19 protein-coding genes are annotated in these 22754 nt (G+C 68.5%); 11 read left to right on the top strand and 8 right to left on the bottom strand.

Going from position 1 to position 22754, the window contains the following annotated elements; genetic code table 11:
• Positions 1 to 9: 9 nt before the first annotated feature.
• Positions 10 to 747 carry a glycosyltransferase family 2 protein gene (locus QLH51_RS00820; RefSeq protein ID WP_125654773.1) on the top strand — a complete coding sequence of 246 codons (738 nt, stop codon included), beginning with the start codon at positions 10 to 12 and terminating at the stop codon, positions 745 to 747.
• On the opposite strand, the gene QLH51_RS00815 is transcribed toward QLH51_RS00820, so the two are convergent.
• Together QLH51_RS00815 and QLH51_RS00810 are read right to left on the bottom strand one after the other, a co-directional pair.
• Positions 723 to 2144 carry a sensor histidine kinase gene (locus QLH51_RS00815; protein WP_125654775.1) on the bottom strand — a complete coding sequence of 474 codons (1422 nt, stop codon included), beginning with the start codon at positions 2142 to 2144 and terminating at the stop codon, positions 723 to 725. The two genes, QLH51_RS00820 and QLH51_RS00815, sit on opposite strands and share 25 nt — an antisense overlap.
• Positions 2134 to 2799, bottom strand: a complete 666-nt coding sequence (locus QLH51_RS00810; RefSeq protein ID WP_206428816.1) for a response regulator — start codon at positions 2797 to 2799, stop codon at positions 2134 to 2136. The genes QLH51_RS00815 and QLH51_RS00810 overlap by 11 nt, the downstream gene beginning before the upstream one ends.
• A gap of 98 nt (positions 2800 to 2897) precedes the next feature.
• On the opposite strand from QLH51_RS00810, the gene QLH51_RS00805 reads away from it, so the two are divergent.
• The 6 genes from QLH51_RS00805 (at position 2898) to katG (ending at position 10621) form a co-directional block, all read left to right on the top strand.
• A complete protein-coding gene (locus QLH51_RS00805) occupies positions 2898 to 3968 on the top strand; it encodes an ABC transporter substrate-binding protein (protein WP_125654777.1) in 1071 nt (356 codons plus the stop codon).
• Positions 3965 to 5452, top strand: coding sequence for an OprO/OprP family phosphate-selective porin (locus QLH51_RS00800; protein ID WP_125654778.1), 1488 nt, complete (start codon positions 3965 to 3967; stop codon positions 5450 to 5452). The genes QLH51_RS00805 and QLH51_RS00800 overlap by 4 nt, the downstream gene beginning before the upstream one ends.
• 20 nt (positions 5453 to 5472) lie before the next feature.
• Positions 5473 to 6774: a CitMHS family transporter gene (locus QLH51_RS00795; protein WP_125654780.1), complete on the top strand. Its 1302-nt coding sequence runs from the start codon at positions 5473 to 5475 to the stop codon at positions 6772 to 6774.
• A gap of 4 nt (positions 6775 to 6778) precedes the next feature.
• Positions 6779 to 7435: a YjbE family putative metal transport protein gene (locus QLH51_RS00790; RefSeq protein WP_125654782.1), complete on the top strand. Its 657-nt coding sequence runs from the start codon at positions 6779 to 6781 to the stop codon at positions 7433 to 7435.
• A 15-nt stretch (positions 7436 to 7450) separates the two neighbouring features.
• Positions 7451 to 8122, top strand: a complete 672-nt coding sequence (locus QLH51_RS00785; RefSeq protein WP_125654784.1) for an alpha/beta fold hydrolase — start codon at positions 7451 to 7453, stop codon at positions 8120 to 8122.
• A 264-nt stretch (positions 8123 to 8386) separates the two neighbouring features.
• Positions 8387 to 10621: a catalase/peroxidase HPI gene (katG, locus tag QLH51_RS00780; RefSeq protein ID WP_125654786.1), complete on the top strand. Its 2235-nt coding sequence runs from the start codon at positions 8387 to 8389 to the stop codon at positions 10619 to 10621.
• Positions 10622 to 10676: 55 nt separating this feature from the next.
• Here katG and QLH51_RS00775 read toward each other — a convergent pair whose 3' ends face one another.
• Positions 10677 to 12989, bottom strand: coding sequence for a putative bifunctional diguanylate cyclase/phosphodiesterase (locus QLH51_RS00775; protein ID WP_125654788.1), 2313 nt, complete (start codon positions 12987 to 12989; stop codon positions 10677 to 10679).
• 395 nt (positions 12990 to 13384) lie between these two features.
• On the opposite strand from QLH51_RS00775, the gene QLH51_RS00770 reads away from it, so the two are divergent.
• From QLH51_RS00770 to paoC, 4 genes are all read left to right on the top strand, one after another.
• Positions 13385 to 13684, top strand: coding sequence for a hypothetical protein (locus QLH51_RS00770; RefSeq protein WP_125654790.1), 300 nt, complete (start codon positions 13385 to 13387; stop codon positions 13682 to 13684).
• A gap of 173 nt (positions 13685 to 13857) precedes the next feature.
• A complete protein-coding gene (paoA, locus tag QLH51_RS00765; protein WP_125654792.1) occupies positions 13858 to 14490 on the top strand; it encodes an aldehyde dehydrogenase iron-sulfur subunit PaoA in 633 nt (210 codons plus the stop codon).
• Entirely contained in the window at positions 14487 to 15449 is a 963-nt protein-coding gene (locus tag QLH51_RS00760) for an FAD binding domain-containing protein (protein ID WP_125654794.1), read from the top strand. The genes paoA and QLH51_RS00760 overlap by 4 nt, the downstream gene beginning before the upstream one ends.
• 4 nt (positions 15450 to 15453) lie before the next feature.
• On the top strand, positions 15454 to 17649 hold the full coding sequence (gene paoC, locus QLH51_RS00755) for an aldehyde oxidoreductase molybdenum-binding subunit PaoC (protein WP_125654796.1): 2196 nt from the start codon (positions 15454 to 15456) through the stop codon (positions 17647 to 17649).
• Between the two features lie 108 nt (positions 17650 to 17757).
• Here the strand turns inward: paoC and QLH51_RS00750 are convergent, their stop codons facing one another.
• The 5 genes from QLH51_RS00750 to QLH51_RS00730 all read right to left on the bottom strand — a co-directional run bounded on the left by QLH51_RS00750 (position 17758) and on the right by QLH51_RS00730 (position 22584).
• Positions 17758 to 18474, bottom strand: coding sequence for a GIN domain-containing protein (locus QLH51_RS00750; RefSeq protein WP_125654798.1), 717 nt, complete (start codon positions 18472 to 18474; stop codon positions 17758 to 17760).
• Between the two features lie 127 nt (positions 18475 to 18601).
• A complete protein-coding gene (locus QLH51_RS00745) occupies positions 18602 to 19135 on the bottom strand; it encodes a CarD family transcriptional regulator (RefSeq protein WP_125654800.1) in 534 nt (177 codons plus the stop codon).
• 240 nt (positions 19136 to 19375) lie between these two features.
• Positions 19376 to 19714, bottom strand: a complete 339-nt coding sequence (gene fdxA / locus QLH51_RS00740; RefSeq protein WP_055757295.1) for a ferredoxin FdxA — start codon at positions 19712 to 19714, stop codon at positions 19376 to 19378.
• Positions 19715 to 19753: 39 nt separating this feature from the next.
• The gene (locus tag QLH51_RS00735) at positions 19754 to 20077 is read right to left on the bottom strand and encodes an RNA-binding S4 domain-containing protein (protein ID WP_206428818.1); all 324 of its coding nucleotides are present in this window, start codon (positions 20075 to 20077) and stop codon (positions 19754 to 19756) included.
• A complete protein-coding gene (locus tag QLH51_RS00730; protein WP_125655072.1) occupies positions 20077 to 22584 on the bottom strand; it encodes a helicase-related protein in 2508 nt (835 codons plus the stop codon). The genes QLH51_RS00735 and QLH51_RS00730 overlap by 1 nt, the downstream gene beginning before the upstream one ends.
• Positions 22585 to 22754 lie beyond the last annotated feature (170 nt).

Raw genomic sequence — 22754 nt, 5'->3', positions numbered from 1 at the left:
GGGGCGGGGATGCAGCATGTCCCCGCCCGCCTTGCGTCGTACGACGTCGTCATTCCCTGCCACAACCGCGCCCATGTCGTCGCCGACGCGGTGGAAAGCGTGCTGGTGCAGGACCATGCGCCCAGCCGGGTGATCGTGGTCGACGACGGATCGACCGACGCCAGCGCGACGGTGATCCGCTCGCTCGCCGCGACGCACGACCGGGTGCAGGCGGTGATCCTGCCGCGCAACGTCGGCGCGTCGCAGGCGCGCAACAGCGGCGTCGCGCTGGCCACCGCCGAATGGGTCGCGTTCCTCGACAGCGACGACGTGTGGCTGCCCGGCGCGGCGCACGCGCTGCTCTGCCCGTCGGCGACCGCCGGCCACGACATCGTCGTCGGCCATTTCGCGCGGGTGGAGGGCGACGCCGCCCACACCGCGCCCGAATGCGGCTGGGACGGCGGCTGCATCGGCGACGGCCTTGCCAGCGGCGGCGTGATCGGCCCGAGCTGGTCGGTGGTCCGCCGCAACGTGGTGGAGCGGGTGCACGGCTTCGACCCCAGCTTCCACAACTGCAACGACTGGGATTTCTACACCCGCGCCGCGGCGGCGGGCGCGCGCTTCGTGCGGCTCGACACCTGCGTCGCGCAGTATCGCACCGTGGCGGGCAGCCGGCTGGTCAACGACACCGCGATCGGCGAACGCAACGCGCAGCGCGTCCTGGCGCATCCCTTCCTCGCCGCCTACCGCCCGGCGCTGATCGCCTGAGGCAACGCCAACGTCACCCGCAGCCCGGGCCGGCTGTTCTCAACCGTCATCGTCGCCCCCAGCCGCTCCGCCGCCGAGCGTACGATCGCGAAGCCGAGGCCGCTGCCCTCGCTGTCGCGGCTGGTCGACAACCGGGTGAAGCGCTGCCCCAGCCGCGCCAGATCGCCCTCGGGCAGGCCCGGTCCGTCGTCGGCGACGATCAGCACCGCGCCGTCGCCGCGCGCTTCCGCCACGATGCTCACCTGCCCGCCGCGCCCATTGTAGCGGATGGCGTTGTCGAGCAGGTTCGACAGGATTTCGAACAGCAGCGTGCGGTGGCTGGCGATCGCGAGCGCCTCGGGTGCGTCGAGATGCACGTCGACCCCGGCATCGATCGCCTGCGCGATGCGGCGGTTGATGACCGCGATCGCCACCTCGCGCACGTCGACCCGTTCGAACGGCGGCGAGCTGCCCGTTTCCTCGGCTCGCGCCAGCGCCAGCAGCTGCTTGACCAGATGCTCCAGCCGGTCGGCGGCATCGGCGATCTCGCCAAGTGCGGTGCGCTCGCCGCGCCGGGCCAGCGCCACCTGCACCTTCAGCACCGCCAGCGGCGTGCGCATCTGGTGCGAGGCATCGGCGGTGAAGCGCCGCATCCCCGCCGTCGCGCTGTCGAGCCGGGCGAGGAGATGGTCGAACGCCTGCGCCAGCGGCATCAGCTCGATCGGCAGCGGCCCGGTGTCGAGCGGCGACAGGTCGGGGGTGGCGCGGGTATCGCGCGCCGCCACCGCGCCGCGCAGCCGCGACAGCGGTTTCAGGCTCCACGCCAGCGCCGGCCGGATCAGCAGCATCGCCACCCCGACCAGCAGGATTTCGCCGACCAGCAACGCGACCAGCAATTTGCGTTGCAACGCGTGGCGCCCGTCCAGCGTCTCGGCGACCTGCACCACCACCGGCTGCGCGATGCGCGGCAGCGACCGGCGTACCTCGGCGATGCGGATCGGCTGTTCGTTATAGCTGGCATAGCGGAAGCGCGGCGTATCGATCGCCAGGTCGGCGGGCCGTGGCGCCGACAGGTCGGCATAGCCGGTCAGCAACCGGTCGCCGACCGCGATCCGGTAATAGACATTGTCGCGTTCGCTATTCTCCAGCATCCCGAACGCGGCGGCGGGCAGGTCCATCGTCACCTCGCCGCGTTCGACCTGCACCGTTTCGGCGATCGCGCCCAGCGCGCCGCCCAGCACCCGGTCGTTGGTCCGCCGCACGACATCGGCGATCAGCGTCGCCCCGGCCAGCCCCAGCAGCACCGCGATGCCGATCAGCGGCGCGAGCATCGCCGCCAGCAACCGGGTGCGCAGCGCCAGTGCCGTACCGCGCGCGCCAGCCGTTGCGGTGCCGGCCCGCTCCCCCTCAACCGGCATCGAGGAGATAGCCGACGCCGCGCACGGTACGGATCGCGGGACCGTCGGGGGCCAGCTTGCCGCGCAGGCGGGTGATGTTCACCTCGATCGCATTGGGACCGACCGGATCGTCATAGCCGAACACTTCGGATTGCAGCGTCTCGCGCGGCACGATCTGTCCGGCGCGCGTCGCCAGCGCGTCGAGCACCGCCCATTCGCGCCGCCGCAGGTCGAGCACCCGCTCCCCCACCCGCGCCTGTGCCCGCGACCGGTCGAGCGTCAGCGTGCCGATCACCAGTTCGGGGGTCGGATCGCCGCCGCGCCTGCGCCCCAGCGCGCGGATGCGGGCCTCCAGCTCCTCGGGCGCGAAGGGCTTGCGCAGATAATCGTCGGCGCCGAGGTCCAGCCCACGCACCCGGTCGTCCAGCGCATCGCGCGCGGTCAGCATCAGCACCGGCACCCGGTCGCCGCGCCGCCTGAGCGCCTGCAACACCGCGAACCCGTCGATGTCGGGCAGCCCGACGTCGAGGATGGTCAGCGCATAGGGCTCGTCCGACAGCACCATCAGCGCATCCTCGCCGGTCGCGACGTGATCGACCGCATGGCCCGCCGCGCGCAGCAGCGCGACGATGCCGCGCGCAAGCGCCGCATCGTCCTCGACGATCAATATCCGCATCGTGCGGCCGATCCGTGAAAGGCGGATGACAGGTTCGATCCATAGGCCATGGGTGCGAGCTTACCTGAACCCAGAGGCGGGAAGCGAGAGGACCTGAAATGAAACGTCGCCTGATCCTGTTGTCCATCCTGATCGCTGCGAGTGCCCCGGCACTGGCGCAACGCCCGGCCGGCTATCCGCGCTCCTACGACGCGCTGGTCGCCGCGGCGCGGGCGGAAGGCGGCGTGCGCGTCTATGGCAATGCCGATGCGTCGGCGATGGCGCCGCTGATCGCCGCCTTCCGCCGGACCTGGCCGGGCGTCACCGTCCGCTACGACGACCTCGAGTCGCGCGAAATCTACCGCCGCGTCGTGAACGAGGCGCGGACCCATGCCCCCGGTGCCGACCTCGTCTGGTCGTCGGGCATGGATCTGCAGGCGAAGCTCATCAACGACGGCTTCGCCCAGGCGTATCTCAGCCCCGAGAAACCCGCGCTGCCGGCCAACGCGGTGTGGAAGAACATGGGCTATGGCGTCACCACCGAACCCGTCGCCTTCGTCTACAACCGGCGGCTGATCCCCCCGGCCCGGGTTCCGCGCACGCACGAGGCGTTCGAGGCGCTGTTGCGGACGCGGCGCGCGGCGCTGACCGGCAAGGTCGCGACCTACGACCCGGCGCGCTCGAACGTCGGCTATCTCTATCTGGCGGAGGATTTCGCGATCACCCGCGACACCCGTTCGCTGGTGCAGGCGATGGCGGCGACGCGGCCATGGCTGTCGCCGACCACCGAACCGATGCTCGACGCGGTCGCCGATGGCCGGGTGGCGATCGCCTATAACGTCGTCGGTCCCTATGCGCTGACGCGGGCGCAGCGCGACCCGCGCATCGGCGTGGTCTTTCCGCGCGACTACACCATCGTCGCCTCGCGCGTCGCCTTCATCGCCCGCGACGCGCGGCGTCCGGCGGCGGCGAAGCTGTTCCTCGACTTCCTGCTGTCGCGCACCGGCCAGACGCTGCTGGCGAGGCAATGGTTGCTGCCGGTGCGCAGCGACGTGCGCGCGCCCCGCCTGTCCGCCGAACAACAGCGCCCGATCCGCGTGGGCCCACAGCTTCTCGTCAATCTCGACACGATCATGCGCCGCCGCTTCCTCGCCGACTGGCGCGCGATCCTGACTGAAGGAAACCGATGATGACCCCGTTCCGTAGCGGTTGCGCGATCGCCGCGCTGATCTGTGCGACGCCCGCGCTGGCCCAGACGCCGACCCAGGAAGAGCTGGCGGCACTGGTAAAGGCGCAGTCGGCCGAGATCGCGGCCCTGCGCGCCCGGCTCGACCGGCTGGAGGGCGCGCCGACCGCCGCCGCCGGGCCGGCGCCGACCCCCGCCCCCGCGACCCCGCCCGTCGTGCTGGCCCAGACCCCATCGCAGTCCGGCGGCAACGTCACCAGCCCGTTCGCGCCGCAGCTGGTGCCCCCCGGCCCCGCCGAGCGCGACGTGGCGCAGGCGCGACAGGCCAATGCCGCCGGCGTCACCACCGAATGGGGCGCGGGGCTTCCCGTCTTCCACTCGGCCGACGGCGTCTACACCTTCAAGCCACGCGGGCGCATCCTGACCGATGTCAGCTCGACCTTCGGCTCCGACTATACCGCCCGCAACATCACGACGACCGGCATGCGCGCGCTGCGCCTCGGCCTCGAAGGCGGGGTCGGCACGCATTTCTTCTACCAGTTCGAAAGCGACTTTTCGGAGAACGAGGTCGATATCGTCACCGCGTTCATCGGCTGGCGCAACCGGATCGCGCCGGGCATCGACTATGACGTCCGCGCCGGCCACCTGTTCAACGATCGCGGGTTCGAAGGATCGACCGGGTCCGATTCGACGCCGTTCATGGAACGCACCGTCGTGTCGACCGCGATCATCCCGCAGCGCGGCTTCTATGGCGTCGGCATCATGCCGCGCCTGTTCTGGAAGACCGGCCACGCATCGCTGACCGTCACCGGCGACCGGATCGACGGCAATCAGGGCGGCAACGACAGTCGCACCGTGCTGGCGCGCGCGCACTGGAACCCGGTCAAGACCGACAACAGCGTCCTGCATCTGGGCGTCTGGGGCTTCGACGAAGGGCTCGCCGCCGGCGCCACGACCCTTACCCGCAACACCGTGATCGGCGGGCGCTTCAACGGCGCGCTGCGCGTGTCGTCGGGGGCGCTGACCGGCGGCACCGGCACCACCGGCTATGGCGCGGAACTGGGCGGCTATGTCGGTCCGGTGTGGCTGATGGCCGAAGCCGGACAGCGCCATGCGCGCCTCGACGCCGGCCGCCCCGATTTCGTCAGCAAGGCGTGGAGCCTGTCGGGCGGGTGGTTCCTGACCGGCGACCTGCCGCCCTACAACCCGCGTCTCGGCAGCTTCGGCCAGCCGCGCGTGCTGCGCCCGATCTTCGAAGGGGGGCCGGGCGCGATCGAACTGACCGCCCGCTACGAGAATCTCGATTACACCGACCTGCTGACTGGTGGACAGGGCTGGGCGGCGACGATCGGCGCCAACTGGTATCTCAACAGCTTCACGCGGTTCCAGGCCAATCTGGTCCACTGGAACACCGACAATCGCGCCGGCGCCCTTGTCGGGCCCGATGACGGCCAGACCGTCATGACCCGCATCGCCGTCACCTTCTGACCTCCCCGGGGAGCTTACCCATGGATCTCGCCCTGCTCGGCTTCCTGATGGTCGCCACCTTCATGACGCTCATCATGACCAAGCGGATGACCCCGCTGGTCGCGCTGATCGTCGTGCCCACGCTCTTCGCGCTACTCGCCGGTTTCGCCAGCGGCATCGGCGACATGATGATCGACGGCATCAAGAACCTCGCCCCGACCGGCGTGATGCTGCTGTTTGCCATCCTGTTCTTCTCGATCATGACCGATACCGGGCTGTTCGACCCGCTGGTCAACCGGCTGTTGCGCGTGGTGCACGGCGATCCGATGCTGATCCTGATCGGCACGGTCGTGCTGTGCGCGATCGTCAGCTTGGATGGCGATGGCTCCACGACCTACATCATCACCATCGCCGCGCTGCTGCCGCTCTACAAACGCTACGACATGAACCGGCTGTACCTGTGCTGCCTGCTCATGAGCACCAGCGGCATCATGAACCTGACGCCATGGGGCGGCCCGACCGCGCGTGCGGCCAGCGCGCTGAAGCTCGATCCCGCCACGCTGTTCCTGCCGCTGATCCCCGGCATGATCGTCGGCCTCGCCTTCCTGATCGGCCTCGCCATCTGGTTCGGGCGCAAGGAACGCCGCCGCATCGGCCATGTGAAGGCCAACGGCCCGACGACCTTCACCGGCATGGCGGTGTCGCAATTTCCCGAAGCGCGCCGCTATCGCCTGCGCTGGTTCAACGGCGCGCTGACGCTCGCGCTGATCGCGGGCCTCGTGTCGGGCATCCTGCCGCTGTCGGTGCTGATGATGCTGGCATTTGCGGTGGCCATGATCGTCAACTATCCGCAGGTCGCCGAACAGAAGGAACGCATCGCCGCGCATGCCGGCAACGTGCTGTCGGTCGTGTCGCTGATCTTCGCCGCGGGCATCTTCACCGGCATCCTGTCGGGCACCGGCATGGTGGAGGCGATGAGCAAGGAAGTCGTCGGCTTCATCCCGCCCGCGCTGGGCCCCTACATGGCGCCGATCACCGCCGCGCTCTCGCTGCCGTTCACCTTCTTCATCTCGAACGACGCCTTCTATTTCGGGATGCTGCCGATCCTCGCCGAGGCGGGCGCGCATTACGGCGTGTCGCCGATGGCGATCGCGCGCGCGTCGCTGATGGGACAGCCGGTCCACCTGCTCAGCCCGCTGGTGCCCTCCACCTACCTGCTGGTCAGCCTTGCCGGCATCGATCTCGCCGATCATCAACGATTTACGCTGATACCGGCAACGGCGGTCTGTGTTGTGATGACGCTTGTCGGTATGGCGGTACTCGCCTTCCCTTTCGTGAGCTGATTTGATGACCGAACTCTGGAACCATATCGTCGCGGACTTCGCCAATATCGGCAGTCCGTCCGCCCTCGCCGCCTTCACCCAGGTCGTGCTGATCGACATCATGCTGGCGGCGGACAATGCCATCGTCGTCGGCGCGCTGGCCGCCGGCCTGCCGCCGGCGATGCGCCGCAAGGTCATCCTGATCGGCGTCGGCGCCGCGCTGGTCCTGCGCGTCGCCTTCGCCCTCGTCGTGACGCAGCTGCTGCAGGTCACCGGCCTCGTCTTCGCCGGCGGTCTGCTGCTGGTATGGGTCGCGTGGAAGATGTGGCGCGAACTGCGCGACCATAACGATGCCACGGGCGAGGAGACCGCGCTGAAGGCCGCCGCGCCGCGCAGCTTCGCCAGCGCCGCCTGGGCGGTCGCCGTCGCCGACGTCAGCATGAGCCTCGACAACGTGCTCGCCGTCGCCGGTGCCGCGCGCGACCATCCCGGCATCCTCGCCGTCGGGCTGATCCTGTCGGTCGCATTGATGGGCATCGCCGCCAACGTGCTGGCGCGCGTGATCGAACGCTATCGCTGGGTCGCCTATATCGGCCTTGCCGTCATCGTCTATGTCGCCTGCCGCATGATCTACGAAGGGCTGACCGATCCGGCCCGCGGCATCCTGCCTTTCTTCACCTGACACTGGAGTATCCGGATGACGCCTTCGATGCCGCTGGTCCTGCTGCCCGCCATGGGCTGTGACGGACAATTATGGGCGCGGCAGATCGTCGATCTGGGCGACGTGGCCCATCCGGAACTCGGCGACCTGACCGTCGACGATACGCTGGCAAGGATGGCGGCGCGGGTGCTGGCCCACGCCCCGCCGCGCTTCGCCGTCGCCGGCGTCAGCCTGGGCGGCTATGTCGCGCTGGAGATGGTGCGGCAGGCGCCCGAGCGGATCGCACGCATCACCCTGTTCGGCACGCGCGCCACGCTGGCGATGCGCCCGCGGACTATGGGCGAACAGGGGCTGCTCGCCACCGCGCCACATGCCGACCCGGCGCTCACCCCGATCGTCAGCGGACCCGTCCAGGCGATGGCCGAACGCGTCGGGCCCGAGGTGTTCGAACGCCAGCAGCACGCGCTGCTCGCCCGGCCCGACCTCGACGCCGCGATCGAGGCGGTGCGGGTGCCGGCACTGGTCGCGGTCGGCGACCGCGACCGCATCTGCCTGCCCGAGGATGCGCAGGCGCTTGCCGATCGCATCCCCGGTGCCCGCTTCCACATCCTGCGCAACTGCGGCCATCTGGCCCCGATGGAGCGGGGCGGAGAGGTCACGATGCTGCTGCGCGCGTGGTTGCAGGATGGTGCGGTCCGCGGGCGGTGACTCAATCGAAGCCAGAACCGTTCGTCCTGAGTAGCCGCTGAGCTTGTCGAAGCGGCGTATCGAAGGACTGCCACAAATGCTTCGATACGGGTCTTCGACTGCGCCCAGCCCCTACTCAGCACGAACGGTTTGGTTTTGATGTCCCGTCCATTCGGCTCCCCATGCGTACCGATCGACTTTTCCGCCAAGTGTGAACGAGACAATCGCTTATCGGTATACCCGCTTACCCGCTAGTCTGTCGGCCATAGCAATGGAGAGCCGATAATGGACGCGAAGACCGGAGAGATGAGCGGCTGCCCGATCCACCAACCGAACACGGTTCGGTCGCTGGTGGGCCGCACCAACCGCGACTGGTGGCCCGATGCGCTGCCGCTGGAAGTGCTCAACCAGGGCGGCACCTCGCCCGACCCGATGGGGCATGAATTCGACTATGCCGAAGCGTTCCAACAGCTCGACTATGCCGCGCTGAAGGCCGACCTGACCGCGCTGATGACCGACAGCCAGCCATGGTGGCCGGCGGATTACGGCAATTACGGCGGCCTGTTCATCCGCATGGCATGGCACGCGGCGGGCACGTACCGCACCGCCGACGGTCGCGGCGGCGCGAACAGCGGGCAGCAGCGCTTCGCCCCGCTCAATTCGTGGCCGGACAACGGCAACCTCGACAAGGCACGTCGCCTGTTGTGGCCGATCAAGCAGAAATACGGCAAGAACATCAGCTGGGCCGACCTGTTCATCCTCGCGGGCAACGTCGCGATCGAGAATATGGGCGGACCGGTGTTCGGCTTCGGCGGCGGTCGGCGCGACGTGTTCGAACCCGAAAAGGACATCTACTGGGGTTCGGAAGAACAGTTCGTCGGCCATCCCGACAACAAGACCCGCATCCTGCCCGAGGAAGAACTGGAGCTGGAACAGCCGCTGGCCGCGATCCAGATGGGCCTGATCTACGTCAATCCGGAAGGTCCCGGTGGCGTGCCCGACGCGATGCAGTCGGCGCGCGACATCAAGGAAACCTTTGCCCGGATGGCGATGAACGTCGAGGAAACCGTTGCGCTGACCGCCGGCGGGCACACCTTCGGCAAGGCGCATGGTGCCGGCGATCCGACGATGGTCGGCGACGCGCCCGAGGGTGCCGACATTTCGCTGATGGGCCTCGGCTGGACCAACAGCTTCGAAAGCGGCTTTGGCGAGCACACGACCACCAGCGGCATCGAGGGCGCGTGGGTGAACACCCCCACCGAATGGTCGGGCAATTATTTCCGCCTGCTGCTCGATTACGAGTACGAACTGGTGCGCAGCCCGGCGGGCGCCAAGCAGTGGCAGCCGATCGACCAGCGCGAGGAGGACATGGCCCCGGCGGCGCATGACCCGAACCTGCGCGTGCCGACGATGATGACCACTGCCGACATGGCGCTGAAGGTCGATCCCGAGATGCGCGCCATTTCGGAGAAGTTCCGCCACGACCATGAAGCGTTCAAGGACGCCTTCGCGCGGGCCTGGTTCAAACTCACGCACCGCGACATGGGGCCGAAGATCCGTTACCTCGGGCCGGAAGTGCCGGAGGAAACGCTGATCTGGCAGGACCCGGTCCCCGCCGGCACCGCACCGTCCGACGGCGACGTCGCCGCATTCAAGTCGGCAATCCTGAACGCGGGCTTCTCGATAGGCCAGCTGGTCAAGACCGCCTGGGCATCGGCATCGACCTATCGCCGCTCCGACCATCGCGGTGGCGCCAACGGTGCGCGTATCGCCCTCGAACCGCAGCGCGGTTGGAAGGTGAACGAGCCCGAGGAACTGTCGCAGGTCTTGGCGAAGATCGAGGAACTGCGCGGCAACCTGTCGCTCGCCGATGCGATCGTGCTGGCGGGCAGCGCGGCGGTGGAGCAGGCGGCAAAGGACGCCGGCTTCGCGGTCGAGGTGCCCTTCACCGGCGGTCGCGGCGACGCGACGCAGGACTGGACCGATGCCGACAGCTTCGCGGTGATGGAACCGGTCGCCGATGGCTTCCGCAACTACCTCAAGACCAAGCACAGCGTGAAGACCGAGGAGCTGCTGCTCGACCGCGCGTCGCTGCTCGGCCTGTCGGTGCCCGAAATGACCGTGCTGGTCGGCGGCCTGCGCGTGCTGGGTGCCAACTACAACGACGCACCCGAAGGCGTGTTCACCGACCGCAAGGGGCAGCTGACCAACGACTTCTTCGTCAACCTGCTGGGCAACGACACCTTCTGGAAGGTGGTCGACACCAGCGCGGACGAAGAGTTCATCGGCTATGACCGGGCCGGGCAGCACGAACGCTGGCGCGCGACGCGCACCGACCTGATCTTCGGGTCGAACAGCCAGCTGCGCGCGGTGGCCGAGGTCTATGCCGAGACGGGGCACGAGGAAAAGTTCGTCCGTGATTTCGTCGCGGCCTGGACCAAGGTGATGAACGCGGACCGTTTCGACGTGCCGCAGAACCATGACAGCGTGCAGCCGGTCGGCGTCGCCGAACCCGCCTGAGCGCAGAACCCGGTTTGAAGGGGCGGCGTGGGAGCGATCCTGCGCCGCCTTTTCGTTACGCGCGCTGCTTCGCGATCCGGCGGGCAGGCAACACTGCGCCCGGGCGCCCGAACAGATAGCCCTGCGCCAGCAGGCACCCTTCGGCCTGCACCATCCGCCGCTGCTGTTCGGTCTCCACCCCTTCGGCGACGACGGGGAGCTTCAGCCCCTTGCCCAGCCCGGCGACGGCGCGGACGATCGATAGCGCCGCCTCGTCCTCGTGCATGGCCGATACGAAGCTGCGATCGATCTTGATCTTGTCGAACGGGAAATGGCGCAGGTTGCTGAGCGAGGAATAGCCGGTGCCGAAATCGTCCATCGCGATGCGCACGCCCAAGGCCCGGATCTCGCGCAGTATTGCCAGCGACGTTTCCCGATCGCGCAGCAGCGCGGTCTCGGTGATCTCCAGCTCGAGCCGCGCGGGATCGAACCCGTTGTCGTCCAGCACCGCACGCACCAGTTCGGGCAGCGAAGGCAGGCGCAGCTGGACCGGCGACACGTTCACCGCCAGCGACAGTTGCGACGGCCACAGCGCTGCCTCGCGACATGCCTGTCGCAGCACCCATTCGCCGATCGCGCCGATCGTCCCCGCTTCCTCGGCGACCGGAATGAACAGCGCTGGGGACACCGCGCCACGGGCCGGATGCGTCCAGCGCAACAGCGCCTCGTAACCGACGACGTCGCCGGTCGCCGTCGCCACCAGCGGCTGGTACACCAGCCGCAACTGGTCGCGGCAGATCGCATGGCGCAGGTCGTGTTCGAGGCTCTGCCGCTCGCGCGCATCGCGGTCCATCACCGCGTCGAAGAACGACGCCCGGCCGCGTCCGTCCTCCTTCGCCCGCGTCAACGCGACGCTCGCATTGTGGCGCAGCGTTTCCGGATCGGTCCCGTCGCGCGGGAAGGTGACGACGCCCAGGCTGCACCCGATCGCCGTCGGATCGCGCGCGGAGTCCATCTCGGCGGCAAGGCTCGCCGCGACATGGGCGGCAAGGCGGCGGGTATCGTCGAGCGACCCGATCTGGCGCTGCAGGACGACGAACTCGTCCCCGCCGATCCGTGCCACCATGTCCTGCGCGCCGATCGCCTGTTCGAGGATGCGGGCAACGCGGATCAGGATCGCGTCGCCCGCGCCATGGCCGAACAGGTCGTTGACCGCCCGGAACCGGTCGAGATCGATCGCCATCATCCCGAACGGGACGCCCGATCGCACCGCGGCAGCCAGCGCGCCGTCGCACGCGGCGCGATTGGCGAGTCCGGTCAGCGTATCGTGCGACGCCAGATGCGCGATCGCCCGCTCGGCACGGCCGGTTTCCGTCAGGTCGCGCAGCGCGATGACGGTTGCGGCCCGCCCGCGATATTCGATCGTGCGCGCGGTGAGTTCGACCAGTTGGTCCTCGATCGTGCTGCCGGTGATCCGGGTGCGGAGGCTCTCGCCCGGCGAAAGACCGGCCGCATCCGCCGTTTCGAACCAGCATGCCACCGACGTCCAGATCACCTCGCCGCGCGATACGCCCAGCAGCGCGCAGGCCCGCTCGTTCGCTTCGAGGATGCGGTCGTCGCCGGTAATCAGCAACCCTTCGGACGTCGCATCGGCCAGCCCGCGCAGGTCGGTCAGGAACCGGTCGAGCACCGATGCCGCCGCCGTACCTGCAACCAGCAGGAACGATGCGCCGACGACCCAGTAGAGCAGCCATGCGGTATCATTGCCGCCCCGTGCCGTGCCGTGACCATGGTCGATGACTGCCGCGGACATCGCGACGAAATGCAGGAATATCGTCGTCAGCACCATGCCCGCCGCCGGCAGGTAGATTCGCCGGCTTCCTCTGCCGCGCACGAACAGCGCGAATGCCGCCGACAGCGCCAGCCAGCCGAGCGACGCCGCGACGGCGACCGGACGAATATCGGTGGCGACGACCGCCGGATGCCGGATCGCCGCCATGCCGGTCAGGTGCATGCCGACGATTCCGCCGGTCGCGATCGCACCGCAGAGCGACGCGACCACGATACCGCCCGAACGGCGTAGCAACGCGAAGGCAAGGGCGAACGCCCCCGCCGCGATCAACGCGGACAATGCGGTGAGCGACTGATCGAACTGCAACCGGTCGGCGCTGCGATAGGCGATCATCGAAATGAAATGCGTGGACCAGACGCCGGCCCCGGCCGTGATCGCCGCCGATGCCAGCCAGAACCGGCGGCGTCCGATCACGCATTCGAACGCGCGCTGCAACTGGGTGAAGATCGACAGGGCGGCGACGATGCAGATCACCAGCGCCATCAGGACGATCGTCGAGTCGTGACGCGCGGCCACGTGGTCGATCAGATACGACATTCGGACCGATCCCCCTCCGGCGCGGCGCTAGGCCGGCAGGGGTAGGTCCCGGCCATTAATGTTCGGTATATGGAAATGACGCGCGGCGCGCGGCATTTTACGGAATGCCTCGCGCCCCACCGGTAAGTCTCGGGAAACGCCCACATCCTTGCAAGAGCAGATCGGCCCATGCGATCGATCGCAAAGGACCCGATCCACTTTTGTTGAGCGCAGGGATCCTATTTAGAATATGTACCAATCTATTCCTTTATTACTATTGGTTGGCCTTCGATAAATAACTACGTATCTATTGCAATTGTTCAACCTGTTTTTCTTGGTCTGTTTTCAGTATCGACGACAATTGTGCTATCGACCTCGAGTAATCTGCGAACATGCAGGATGCCGGGGGAATAATCGTGAACAAGATACGCTGCGCCGCCTCGATCGTTCTCGGCATCGGCACGGCCACCGCCGCGCTCGCCGCCGAGCCGCAGGGGGCGGCGACGCCGGTGGACGCCGCCTCGACCGCCGCCGTGCCGACCACGATCACCCTCGCCGCGGGCGCCGCCGCCACGGCGTACAAGGCGCCGGCAAACGCCCGCTACTGCTTCCGCACGGAGCATCCGGGGTGGTTCATCCGCAGGACGGTGTGCAAGACCCGCACCGACTGGCAGGCCAGCGGCGTCGACCTGAAGGCAGCGCTGGCCGGCCGCTGACGATGCGGATGGTCGTCGCCGGCCATGGGATCGGGGATCGCGGCAACGTCGCCCGGCGTACCCATGCCGAAAGCGATTGCACCAAATCCGTCCGATAGCGTTATCTTCCCGTCGGGACGTGTCACGCGTCCACAGCGCCCGTCATGCAGACGGTGGGAAGGAAGAATCGATCCATGGCGGAGCCATCCGAACTCGAACTGTCGCGCCGCGGCGTGCTGACCGGCGGGGCAGCGACCGCCGCGCTGGTCGCCGCGCCCCTGCCCGCCACCGCGCAGGCGCCCGCTCCCGCCGCGTCTGCGCCGACGATGCCGGTGCGGCTGAACGTCAACGGACAGGTTCGCGAACTGACGCTGGACACGCGCACCACGCTGCTCGACGCATTGCGCGAACATCTCCACCTGACCGGCACGAAGAAGGGCTGCGACCATGGCCAGTGCGGTGCCTGCACGGTGATGGTCGACGGCAAGCGGATCAATAGCTGCCTGACGCTGGCGGTGATGCACGATGGCGACCGGGTGACTACGATCGAGGGGCTCGGCACGCCCGAGAAGCTGCACCCGATGCAGGCGGCATTCGTCAAGCATGACGGGTATCAGTGCGGTTACTGCACGCCGGGCCAGATCTGTTCGGCCGTGGCGGTGCTCGACGAGATCAGGCGCGGCATTCCCAGCCATGTGCAGGCCGACCTGACCGCGAAGCCACGCGCCACCAACATGGAAATGCGCGAGCGGATGAGCGGCAACATCTGCCGCTGCGGTGCCTATTCCAACATCGCCGATGCCATGGCGGAGGTCGCAGGCGCATGAGAGCATTCACCTACGAGCGCGCCACGGACCCGGTCGAGGCCGCCCGGATCGTCGCATCGCGCCCCGGCGCGAGATTCATCGCCGGCGGCACCAACCTGCTCGACCTGATGAAGATCGAGGTCGAGACGCCGACCCATCTGGTCGATGTGCAGGACCTCAAGCTCGACCGGATCGAGAAGACCCGCGACGGCGGGCTGCGCATCGGTGCGCTGGTCACCAACACCGACCTTGCCGCCGACGAACGGGTGCGGCGCGACTATGGCGTGCTGACCCGCGCGATCGTCGCGGGGGCCAGCGGACAGCTGCGCAACAAGGCGTCGACCGCCGGCAATCTGCTCCAGCGCACCCGCTGCCCCTATTTCTACGACACCAACATGGCCTGCAACAAGCGCAAGCCGGGGTCGGGCTGCGCCGCGATCGGCGGCTATTCGCGCCAGCTGGGCGTGATCGGCGTGTCGAACGACTGTATCGCGACCTTTCCCGGCGACATGGCGGTGGCGATGCGGGTGCTGGACGCGGTGGTCGAGACCGTCGATGGTCAGGGCCAGCGCCGCTCGATCGCGATCGCCGATTTCCACCGCCTGTGGGGCGACCGGCCCGATCTCGACACCGTGCTCAAACCCGGCGAACTGATTACCGCCGTCACCCTGCCCCGCCCGATCGGCGGCAGGCATTTCTACGAAAAGGTCCGCGACCGCGCCTCCTATGCCTATGCACTGGTGTCGGTCGCGGCGGTGATCCAGCGCGACGGCACCGGGCGCGTGGCGTTCGGCGGGGTCGCGCCGCGGCCATGGCGGGTCGAGGCGGCGGACGCGCTGTTGCCGCAAGGCGCCGCCGCCGTCACCGCCCGCGCGTTTCAGGGGGCGACGCCGACCAAGGACAATGCCTTCAAGCTGCCGCTCGCCACGCGTGCGCTCGCTTCCGTCATCGCGCAAGCCGCCGACCAGAACAGGGCCTGATCCCATGAAGTTCGATTCCCCCGCCGGGACCAACCCGATCGATCGCAAACAGGCGGTTGGCCGCGCGCTGCCGCGCATCGACGGTCCGCTCAAGACCACCGGCCTCGCCCCCTATGCCTATGAACATCACCGAGAGGTCGCCGACCCCGCCTATGGTGCGATCGTCGGGGCGGGCGTGGCGAAGGGTACGATCCGATCGATCGACACCAGCGCCGCGCGCGCCGCGCCGGGCGTACTGGCGATCGTCACCGCGCAGGACGCCGGCAAGCTCGGCAAGGGCAAGATGAACACGGTCAAGCTGCTCGCCGGGCCGGATGTCGACCATTATCATCAGGCGGTGGCCGTGGTCGTCGCCGAGACGTTCGAACAGGCGCGCGCCGCCGCCGCGCTGGTCCGCGTCGACTATGCCCGCGCGAAGGGCCGGTTCGACCTCGACGAAGCGCTCAGGACCGCCAAACCGGCCCCCGGCGACGATGGCGAGGCCCGCGTCGGCAGCTTCGAAAGCGCCTATGCCGCCGCGCCGGTGAAGCTCGACGCCGAATACACCACGCCGGACCACACCCATGCGATGATGGAGCCGTTCGCCTCGATCGCCGCATGGAATGGCGACCAACTCACCGTCTGGACGTCGAACCAGATGATCGACTGGGGGCGCGGCGACCTGGCGACGACGCTGGGCATCCCCAAGGACAAGGTGACGTTGCTGTCGCCCTATGTCGGCGGCGGGTTCGGCGGAAAGCTGTTCCTGCGCGCCGATGCGGTGCTGGCGGCGCTGGGCGCGAAGGCGGCGCAGCGGCCGGTCAAGCTCGCGATGACGCGCCCGATGATGGCGAACAACGCGACCCATCGCCCCGCCACCCGCCAGCGCATCCGGCTGGGCGTGACGCGCGACGGCACCCTCACCGCGATCGGCCACGAAAGCGGATCGGGCGACCAGCAGGGTGGCGGACCCGAAGTAGCGGTCAACCAGACCAAGCTGCTCTATGCCGGCGCGAACCGGCTGGCGGCGATGCGCCTCGCGGTGCTCGACCTGCCCGAGGGCAATGCGATGCGCGCGCCGGGCGAGGCGCCGGGGATGATGGCGCTCGAAGTCGCGATGGACGAGATGGCGGAAAAGCTGGGCATGGACCCGATCGCCTTTCGCGTGAAGAACGACACGCAGGTCGATCCCGCCCAGCCGGACAAGCGCTTCTCGCAACGCCAGCTGGTCCGCTGCCTGACCGAAGGTGCCGACCGGTTCGGCTGGGCCAAACGTACGCCCAGGCCCGCACAGGTGCGCGACGGCAAGTGGCTGGTCGGCATGGGTGTCGCCGCCGCCTTTCGCAACCACCTCAACATGGCATCCGGCGCGCGCGTGCGGCTGTCGCAGGACGGACGGGTCACGGTCGAAACCGACATGACCGATATCGGCACCGGCAGCTACACGATCATCGCCCAGACCGCCGCCGAGATGATGGGCGTACCGGTCGATGCGGTCGAGGTACGGCTGGGCAACTCGTCCTATCCCGTCTCGGCGGGATCGGGGGGGCAATGGGGTGCGGCCAACGCCACCGCGGGTGTCTATGCCGCCTGCGTCAAGCTGCGGGAACAGGTGGTGCAGCGGCTGGGGCTGGGCGCCGATGCGGTGTTCGCCGATCGTCGCGTGACCGCCGGCGGCCGGACGGTGGCGCTGCGTGACGCGGCGGCGCAGGGGCCGCTCAGCGCCGAGGACAGGATCGAATTCGGCGACTTCAGCAAGCAGTATCAGTTCGCCACCTTCGGCGCGCATTTCGTCGAGGTCGCGGTCGATGCCTATACCGGCGTCACCCGCCTGCGCCGGATGCTGGCCGTGTGTGCCGCCGGTCGGATCATCAATCCCGTGTCGGCACGCAGCCAGGTGATCGGCGCGATGACGATGGGCGTCGGATCGGCGCTGATGGAGGAACTGGCGGTCGACAAGCGCTTCGGCCTGTTCGTCAATCACGACCTCGCCAGCTACGAAGTCCCGGTCCATGCCGACATCCCGCATCAGGAGGTCGTGTTCCTCGACGAAGCCGATGACAAGGCAAACCCGATGAAGGCCAAGGGTGTCGGCGAACTGGGCCTGTGTGGCGTGGGAGCCGCCGTCGCCAACGCGGTCTACAACGCCACCGGCGTCCGCGTCCGCGATTACCCGATCACGCTCGACAAATATCTCGACCGCCTGCCCGCCATCGCATGACGATCGGATCCGGACAGGCGGGATCGCGACCCGACAGGTCCCTGTCGTCACCCCGGACCTGTTCCGGGGTGACGGGAATGATGGCGCCGTAAACCCGGCCGACGTCGCTCAACCGGTCCGGTCGTCGCGGCCACACGTCACGTCGCCGGTCCCGACCCGGTTGACGGTACAGCGGGCATTCGCGCCGAGCGTCGCCGATCCGCTGCCGACCAGCGTGACCTGCACCGGTCCGTCGATATCGGCGGCGACGCCCCCCGAACCCGCGATCGATACCGTCGCGGCACCGGCACGGACCTGCCGCGCATCGATATCGCCCGATCCGGCGGTGCTCAGCGCCAGTTGCCGGACCGACCCCGCCGCCGCGATCGTCCCGGTACCGGCGACGGTCAGGGCGGCGCGCTCGCCGCGCAACTGGCCGATCGTCATGTCGCCCGACCCGCCCAGCGTGCCGGCAAAGCCGTCGCTCGCCTGATCGATCGTGATGTCACCCGATCCCGCCAGCGCCGCCGCAGTGATCTCCGGCATCGAAACCCGGATCCGGGCCACGCCGTCGCCCCCCGTCCACGATCCGCCATCCTTGCGACCGATCCGCAACGTGTCGCCGTCGCGTCGAATGTCCAGTCGATCGCGCACCGCCGGGTCGGCTTCGATCCTGACGGCAAAGCCCGTACCGCGGGTGATCTCCACCTGATCGCTGCTTTCGAGTGCCACCGCAGTGAAATCGCGCAGTGCCGCCGGCCGGGCATCGCCGCGCCGGTCGCCATCGTTGCTCCTGTCGGCCCCGCAGGCCGCGAGTCCCAGTGTCGCCAAGATCATCCAGCGCATCACACCCTCCCCTGTATTGCTATCATAATACAGCATGGCGCATGGCTTGACCAGCCCGGACGGTGGATACGAAAAGGGCGACCGTTGCCGGCCGCCCTTCTGGTTGCTTTGCAAGCGCGACGCCCGGTCAGGCGGCGGTCTTTTCCTTGTTATAGATCGCTGCGGCCTCGCGCAGAATCTCGATGATCCGCTGCAACGCCTTGGGCTCGTCGACCTGCTCCATCGCGGCCAGTTCGCGGGCGAGACGGCTGGCCGCCGCTTCGAAGATCTGGCGCTCGGAATAGCTCTGCTCAGGCTGGTCGTCGGCACGGAACAGGTCGCGCACTACTTCGGCGATCGACACCAAGTCGCCCGAATTGATCTTCGCTTCATATTCCTGTGCGCGGCGCGACCACATGGTCCGCTTGACCTTGGGCTTGCCCTTCAGCGTTTCCATGGCTTCGCGCATCGTCTTGTCTGACGACAGCTTGCGCATCCCGACGCTTTCCGCCTTGTTGGTCGGAACACGCAGCGTCATCCGCTCCTTTTCGAAGCGCAGGACATAGAGTTCGAGTTGCATGCCAGCGATTTCACTACGCTGGAGTTCGATCACACGGCCGACACCGTGCTTGGGGTACACGACATAATCGCCGACATCGAAGGACAATGCCTTGGCAGCCATTGGTAACCTTTCCGTGGTCGCCGTCCCGTACGCATCACCCATTGCCTACGCTGAATACGGCGGCGGCTGGCTGGGCGACATGAGGACGAGCTGAAGGTGATCTCCGGGCGGGGCATGAAACAGCCACCGTCGCCCGAGCGTATAACACTCCGGTAACAAAATTACCAGCGCAAAGCCGAACGGCCGGCACCGCTCCCACGGCCCGGCGATCGTTCCACGTGAAACACGAGCTGGTGCGGATCAGTCGCCCGCGCCGGGTTCGGCCGAAAAGTGCTCGATCTTGTTTTCGACGCCCTTCCACTTGTCGGCGTCGGGCGGCGTCTGGTTCGCGTTCCGGGTGACGTTGGGCCATTGCGCCGAATAGGTGTTGTTGAGCTCGAGCCACTGTTCCAGCCCGCTTTCGGTATCGGGCAGGATCGCTTCGGCGGGGCATTCCGGCTCGCACACGCCGCAATCGATACATTCGCTGGGGTTGATGACGAGCATGTTCTCGCCTTCATAGAAGCAGTCGACCGGACACACCTCGACGCAGTCCATATATTTGCAGCGGATGCAGGCGTCGGTGACGACGTAGGTCATGGGTCGGTCCAAGCTCCGGAAAATCGATTCCGCTCCGCGTTATGCCGGGGCGTCGCCCTCGTCAACGGGGCCGGACCGTGTCGGTTCCAGCAGCGTATAGAGCGTCTGCGCCTCGGCCGGCGGCCCGCGCCGCGTCGGCAACGCTGCAACGCGCAACACCAGCACCCGCCCGGCCAGCGGAAAGGCCAGCACCGACCCGACCCGCACCGGACAATGCGACCGTTCGATCCGCCGCCCGTCGATGCGCAACGTCCCCTTCTCGGCGATCACCTGCGCCGCGCTGCGAGTCTTGGCGAAGCGGGCATACCACAGGAACAGGTCGAGCCGCATCTGCGGGAGCAGCTCGGGCGCCCGTGCCGCCATCAGCGATCGAAGCCCAGATCGGCCAGCGCCGCAAAGGCATTGCCCGGCCGCGGTGCCGGACGCGGCGCCGGCACCGTCGCCCGTCGGCGCGCCGGTGCCCAGCGCCACTGCGCCACCGCCCCTTCCGCCGCACTCGGCCGGAACCCCAGCTGCGCCATCAGCCGCGCGATAGTCTCCGGCTTCAGCCCCATCGACACCGCCAGCGCCGGATCGGGCGCGAACGGCGCATTTCCCTTGCGCGCGTCATGCGCCGCCTGCGCCAGCCGCTCGATCAGGTCGACGCGCACCGCCTGCGGCCCGAACCGGCGATAGCCCCACGCGCCCTGCCCCGCCGGCAGCACCGTCGCCCCGGTCGGTGCCAGCGGCTCGATCGGATGGCCGTCGCGCGCCGCCAGCAACGCCGCGCGCCACCGCGCCGATGCCGGGCGGAACAGCCGCGGATCGAACAGGTCGAGCGACCCGATCATCACCCCGGCCTTGCGCAGCCGTCGCCGATCGTCGCCGGTCAGCGGCGCCAGCATCGCATCGAACCCGTCGCGCGGGGCGATGCCGCCGACCTCGGTCAGTGCCGCCGCCACCGCCCGCAGCGCGCCGCCGACGCCCGGATCGCGCGCCAGTGCCGCGAGCGTGCCCAGCGTGGGCGCGCGCCGCAGCAGTTCGGCCTGCACCCAGTCGGACAGCCGTTCGCGCACCTGGCCCTGCGCCGCGCGTTCCAGCACCGACAGGCTGCGGTCGAGCGTCACCGCCGGCCGGTCCAGCGTCGTGCCCGCGGTCAGCGTCGCCACCGGCAACCCGTTCCACGCCAGCGCGGGCGCGCCGCCCGGTTCGGCGAGCAGCGCCAGTTCGGCATCGCCCGCCACCGCCAGCTCGCCGCCGCGCTTGCGCAGCTCGCTCGCCAATCCCTTCTCGGCGGCGGCGATCAGCAGCCGCTTGTCGGCGACCGTCGTCTCCGGCGACACCTCGAACCGGAAACCGTTCAGCCGCCCCAGCGCATGGCCGTCGACGCTGACCGCGCCATCGGCCGCGACATCGACCGGCAGGTCCGCCGCCCCCGCCCCGATCCGCCGCAGCAGCACCGTGGTGCGCTGGTCGACGAAGCGCTGGCGCAACCGGTCGTGCAGCGCGTCGGACAGCTTCTCCTCGACGCCGCGCGTCCGCGCCGCCCAATGTTCGGGGTCGAGCAGCCAGTCGCTGCGATGCGCGATATAGGCCCAGCTGCGCGCCGCCGCGATCCGCCCGGCGATCGTCTCGACATCGCCGTTCATCTGGTCCAGCCGCTGCAATTCGTCGGCGAACCACTGGTGCGGGATGTGCCCCGCGCCTTCGCTCAGATGGCCGAAGATCCGCCCGACGAAGCGGCTGTGCGGATCGGGGCCGAGCTTGCGGAAATCGGGCAGCCCACACGCCGCCCACAGCCGCCGCACCATCGCCGACGACCAGGTCCGCGCCCGCACCCAATCCTCCTCCGCCAGCCGCTTGAGCACGATCAGGTCTATCGCTTCAGGCGCTGCCATCAGCACCGGGTCGCGCGGGCGCTGCTCAAGGCTGTCGATCAGTGCGTCGAGGCTGGAGAAATCGGGCTCGCCGCTGCGCCAGTAGAGCCGTTCGAGCGGCGGGACATGATGCCCCTCAATCGCCAGCACTTCCTCGGGAGTGAAGGCATTCGGTCCTTCCTCGACCAGCGCGCCGAACGTGCCGTCGCGGTGGTGCCGTCCGGCGCGCCCGGCGATCTGCGCCATCTCCGCGACGGTCAGCCGCCGTTGCCGCCGCCCGTCGAACTTGCGCAACGACGCGAAGGCGACATGCGCGACGTCGAGGTTCAGCCCCATGCCGATCGCATCGGTCGCGACCAGATAATCGACCTCGCCCGACTGGAACATCGCGACCTGTGCGTTGCGGGTGCGCGGGCTCAGCGCGCCCATCACCACCGCCGCGCCGCCACGCATCCGCCGGATCGCCTCGGCCACGGCATAGACCTCCTCGGACGAGAAGGCGACGATCGCCGAGCGCCGCGGCAGGCGCGACAGCTTGCGTGCGCCGGCATAGCTGAGCGTCGAAAAGCGCGGTCGCGAGATGATCTCGGCATCCTTCACCAGCGCCCGGATCATCGGCTTGAGCGAATCCGAGCCCAGGATCATCGTCTCCTCGCGCCCGCGCGCGCGCAGCAGCCGGTCGGTGAAGACATGGCCACGTTCGGGATCGGCGCCGAGCTGCGCCTCGTCCAGCGCGACGAATGCCGTCTCGCGCTCCAGCGGCATGGATTCGGCGGTACACAGGAACCAGCGCGCCTTCGGCGGAACGATCCGTTCCTCGCCGGTCACCAGTGCGACATTCTCTACGCCTTTCATCGCGACGACGCGGTCGTAATTCTCGCGGGCGAGCAACCGGAGCGGGAAACCGATCATCCCCGACGCATGGCCGCACATCCGCTCGATCGCGAGATAGGTCTTGCCGGTATTGGTCGGCCCCAGCACTGCCGTGACCGGGCTACGCGCGAACTGGCTCATCCCCGTCAACATCGGGGCTACCGCGTCGCCGCGCAACGGCTTTTGCGAGTTCCGCCAGAGGTTTCGCTCCATCGCATACCGTAAACGGCTCATCGCAGCCAGGTGGGCGGCCGCCGTGGTTCATTTGACTTTAAACCTTTGCCTTCACAGGGGAGAGGACCGGGCCGGGT

Origin of the sequence: Sphingomonas sp. 2R-10, from assembly GCF_030062225.1 — a bacterium.
Classification (GTDB): Bacteria; Pseudomonadota; Alphaproteobacteria; order Sphingomonadales; family Sphingomonadaceae; genus Sphingomonas.
This window is presented reverse-complemented; position numbering and strand designations above follow the sequence as displayed.